Genomic DNA, 4502 nt, shown 5'->3' with positions numbered 1-4502 from the left:
TGGCGGCAGCCATCACGTCTGCCGATGCCGACATCGTGATCACCATCGGCGGCGCTTCGGTGGGGACCCACGATCTGGTGGTGCCAGTGCTGCGTGAACTGGGCGCGGCGATGGATTTCTGGAAGGTTGCCATTCGGCCCGGCAAGCCGTTTCTATCTGGCAGATTGCCCGGCCACCCAGCCCGCCGCGTGCTTGGCCTGCCGGGCAATCCGGTTTCGGCCTTTGTAACCGCGCTGCTGTTTGCCGTGCCATTGGCGGCACGACTTGGCGGGCGCAGCCATGGCCTGCCGATTGAAATGCTGCCGTTGGCGGCGCCGCTGGCGGCCAATGATGGCCGTCGCGATCATCTGCGCGCGCGCCGCGGTGCGAGTGGCGTGACGGCGTTTGCCGCGCAGGACAGCGCCATGCTGTCGGTGCTGGCGGCAGCCGATGTGCTGATCATTCGCGAACCTCATGCACCAGCGGCCGCAACAGGTGAAGTGCTCCCCTGCATCGCGCTTGACATGTTCCAGTCTGTTTACTAGATGTTCTTCCCATGTTCCGCGCATGGAGGCTGGCATGCTGACCAAGAAACAACAGGAATTGCTGATCTTCATCGATCATCGGCTGAAATCCGATGGGGTGTCGCCGTCCTTCGAAGAAATGAAGGAAGCACTGAAGCTGCGCTCGAAATCCGGTGTGCACCGCTTGGTCAACGCGCTGGAAGAGCGCGCCTTCATCCGCCGCCTGCCCAACCGCGCACGCGCCCTTGAAGTGCTGCATTTGCCCGAAGCACTGAAACCGGCATTGGCACTGCCTGCCCTGGCCCTTGTCGCCAGCCACGGCGAACCCCGCGCCGCACGGCCCATAGCGCCGCCAGCGCTGGCCATGCTGGCTGCCAACGATACGGTGGTGGTGCCGCTGCACGGCCGCATCGCCGCCGGCCTGCCGATGGAGGCGCTGGAAAGCGACCGCTCGCTGTCCGTGCCGTCGGCCCTGCTCGGTCCCGGCGATCATTATGCGCTTGAAGTGTCGGGCGATTCCATGATCGAAGCCGGCATCCACGACGGCGATTACGCCCTCATCCTCCGCTGTGACACGGCCCGTGACGGCGATATCGTGGTGGCCCTGATCAACGAAGACGAAGCCACGCTGAAATATCTGCGCCATGAAAAAGGCTTGATCCGCCTCGATCCAGCCAACAGCGCCCACCAGCCGCAACATTATCGCCCTGAACAGGTGCGTATCCAGGGCAAATTGGCCGGATTGCTGCGCCGCTACCACTGATCGGTTCGGGCAAGTCGGATAACGATTCAGAGCAAGGCTTACCGATCAACATTCACAGAGAAGCAAAAAGCCTCGGCGTGCAGGGGTCACCCCTACCCGCCGGAGGCTCTAGTCTCCCCTGTAATCAATGAGCCACGGTATCAGGCCGCGATGCGATAGACCCGCGCCGCCGTGCCGCTGAACAGCGCGGTTTTTTCGGCTTCGCTGGCGCTGGCGCTGAGCAGCTTGAGGGCGTTCCACAGCGTCGCATAATCACAGCTTCCGCGGTCCACCGGGAAATTGCTTTCGAACATGCAGCGATCGGCACCGAACGCTTCGATGCAGGTTTCGATATAGGGCCGCCATTCCTCGGCCAGCGTTTCGGCCGTGGCCATGGGATCGGCCATGAAGCTGGCAAAGCCGGCAAACGGCATTGCCAGCCCGCCCAGCTTCATCACCACATTCGGGTAAGCGGCCAGCGCCTTGATATTGGCTGCCCATTCGGCAAAATCGGCGTCGCGGCGGCCGCGATAGCTGCCCACACCCAGCGGCGTGCCGACATGATCGCAGATGATCGGCAGCTGCGGCATGGCGCGCGCCACATCGATCAGTTCCGGCAATTGCGGGCTGAGCAGCCAGGCATCGAACGACAGGCCGGCGGCGGCCACTTCGGAAAGGCCCGCGCGGTAGGCGGGCTCCATCAACAAGCCGGCGCGCGGCCCTTGCAGAAATCCCAGCACGGACGGATCGGCATCAAAGGATACCGAATGGCGGATACCGCGCAGCCGCTCGGGCGCGGCGGCGCGGTGCGCCGCCAGCACGTCGGCAACGGCAGCCCCCAGCGTCAGATCGGCGTGCGCCACAATGCCGGCGCAAGCCCGCGCCGGGCCATACAGGCCAGACGCGCTCATGGCGGCCACGCCATTGACGAATTCGGTTTCGCCCACCGGCCGCAGCGCTTCGGCAACGCCGGCCCGGTAATAAGCGCCGCATTCGATGAACACGCTGGCCACAATATTGTGGCCGCTGCCAAAATCGGCCAGCAATTCAGGCAATAGATACAATTGCGACAGCCCAACCCCGCGCACGAAATCTTCGGTGGCCGGCAGGTGGCCGATCATCTGGCGAAAATCCCACAGATGGTGGTGCGGATCGATGATCACCCGGTCCGGATCGATGATATCTGCCATTGTCTTGCTCCCCTGCGCTCCGCTGCGCGATGACGAGATGATCGGCCAATCACCGGAATTGGCGACTGGCGTTTTTGCGGGTTGGCGCGCGCGCAACGCCAGGTTGCGCCGCCAATGGCTGCCACGGGCGATCACCCACGCCGTTGTTGGCCGTGATCACCCGAGCATCGCTCAAGCGGATGGCGACTGCGCCCGATCTGGCAAGCGCGGCGCGGTCCAGCTTCAGCCAGCGCGGCTGGCACCAGACGGGCAGCCGCCGATCCGAAACGACGATATCCGCCGCCGCGCAGGCTGATTGAAAGCTGGCGCGCGGCACCAACGCGCGGCTCGTGGTGGCCAGCACTCGCCAGCGCCGGCCGCCGCGCCGCACATCCACGGCGCACGCATCGGGCGAACAGCGGGCAATGGCCAGCGTGCCCAGCCACACCGCCGCACCCGCATCACTGCCGACATGTTCGGCCCAGTTACTCAGCAGGTAATCCCCCACCCGCGCGCGGCTGTGCGCAATGCCGCCATCGTCCAGCCGCAGCGCCATGTGGCGGCCATCGCCGCTGATCAACAGATCGGGCAGCGGCGCCGCGCGCGCCATCAGCACGCCGGCCAGGATCGGCGCCAGCCCCCACCAGCGCAATTGCGTTCGCCACAGTGCCAGCCACAAGCCGCCAGCCGCCGCCAGCGCAAAGGCCGGGCCGGGCACCGCCGCCGCCGTGATGACAGCGCCGGGAAGTGCGGCGGTAAAATCCGCCAGATCAATAAGGCATTGCACCGCCCAGCCGGCCAATGGCCACAGCCAACTTAACCCCAGCGCCTCGCTGGCCAACGCCAGCAGCAGTGCCGGCAACACCACAAAACTGGTGAACGGGATCGCAATCAGATTGGCCGCAATGCCATACAGCCCGCCGCGCCCGAAGTGATAGAGGCCAATGCCCGACAGCGTGAATTCCGCCACCAGCCCGCTGGCCAGCAGCGCGGCGGCGCCGCGCGCCAGCGTGTGCCACCAGCGTTCATCCTCCCGCGCCGCCACCAGCCAGCGCCCCAGCCGGCTTTCGTACAAGGCGACGATGCCGATCACGGCGGCAAAGCTAAGCTGGAAACTGGCACCCAGCAGCGCATCGGGGCGCACCAGCAATATCGCCAGCGCCGCCGCGCCGAGCAGCCGCAGCGAAATCGCCTGCCGGCCCAGCATCATGCCCAGCACCACGATGCCCGCCGCAATCGCTGCGCGCACGGTGGGCAACTGCGCACCGGCCAGCAACGTGTAGCCAATGCCGGCCAGCGCACCAATGCCCAGCGCCAGCGTGGGCACCGGCAAGCGCAGCGCCAGCCACGGCGACAACGCCAGCAGCGCGCGCGCCAGCAGCGCAGCGCCACCCACCACAACCGCAATATGCAGCCCCGAAATCGACATCAGATGCGCCAGCCCGGAATCGCGCATGGCCTGGGTGGCCGGGGCCGGGATGGCGCGCTGCTGCCCGGTGATGAAGGCCGCTGCCAGCGCGCCGGCCTCCCCGGGCACGCGCGCGGTGATCAGGCGTTGCAGGCCGCTGCGCCACTGCGCCAGCCACAGGCCAGGGCCGGGCGGCGGCGGCGCCAGCTCTTGCACAGGCCCCAGCACCACGCCGGTGGCGCCGATGCCATCAAACCACGCCCGCCGCGCCAGATCGAGCCCGCCCGGCACCGCTGCGCCGGCCGGCGGTGACAGCAGCGCCCGCAGCCGCAGCCGCGCGCCCGCTGGCACCGGCGGCGCATCGCCGCGCAACGTGAGGCGCACCCGCGCGATGCCGCCGGGCAGCGCGCCATCGCCGGTGGCCGCCAGCACCAGCCGCTGGCCGCCGCCGGCCACGGGCTCTGCCGAAAGCACCACAGCATCAAATCGGGCCACCTGGCGCTCCGCGAGCACGGCATGGCCGTTCATGGCCACGCGCAGTTCCACCGCCGCCATGCCCAGCAGCATGAACGCGGCCACCAGCAGCAGCGGCCGCAGCCGCGCCAGCCCGCCGCCCAGCGCCAGCGCCAGCAAGCCAGCAGCCGCAGCCTGCCGCCACGGCGCCCACGGCAGCGCAAACC

General features: G+C 67.6%; 4 protein-coding genes. 2 read left to right on the top strand and 2 right to left on the bottom strand.

Translation table 11 applies throughout. The features are described from left to right. Window positions 1–524 (top strand): molybdopterin-binding protein (locus ABWP50_RS03780; RefSeq protein ID WP_353216657.1); only part of this gene is annotated, 524 nt, incomplete at its 5' end. 34 nt (window positions 525–558) lie between these two features. Further along, window positions 559–1266 (top strand): transcriptional repressor LexA, encoded by a 708-nt coding sequence (gene lexA / locus ABWP50_RS03775; protein WP_353216656.1) that lies wholly within the window; start codon window positions 559–561, stop codon window positions 1264–1266. A gap of 140 nt (window positions 1267–1406) precedes the next feature. Here lexA and ABWP50_RS03770 read toward each other — a convergent pair whose 3' ends face one another. Together ABWP50_RS03770 and ABWP50_RS03765 are read right to left on the bottom strand one after the other, a co-directional pair. After that, window positions 1407–2435 (bottom strand): amidohydrolase family protein, encoded by a 1029-nt coding sequence (locus tag ABWP50_RS03770; protein ID WP_353216655.1) that lies wholly within the window; start codon window positions 2433–2435, stop codon window positions 1407–1409. A 49-nt stretch (window positions 2436–2484) separates the two neighbouring features. After that, the coding region (locus tag ABWP50_RS03765; protein WP_353216654.1) for a ComEC/Rec2 family competence protein at window positions 2485–4502 on the bottom strand (2018 nt) is incomplete at its 5' end.

Source organism: Sandarakinorhabdus sp. (assembly GCF_040398645.1).
In the GTDB taxonomy this organism is placed as follows: domain Bacteria; phylum Pseudomonadota; class Alphaproteobacteria; order Sphingomonadales; family Sphingomonadaceae; genus Sandarakinorhabdus.
Note: the sequence above shows the minus strand (reverse complement) of the source record. Positions and strands in the feature narration are given on the sequence as shown.

Bases quoted from the DNA above. Each gene is read 5' to 3' on its own strand.
- lexA (WP_353216656.1), top strand. From the start codon at position 559: ATGCTGACCAAGAAACAACAGGAATTGCTGATCTTCATCGATCATCGG.
- ABWP50_RS03770 (WP_353216655.1), bottom strand. From the start codon at position 2,435: ATGGCAGATATCATCGATCCGGACCGGGTGATCATCGATCCGCACCAC.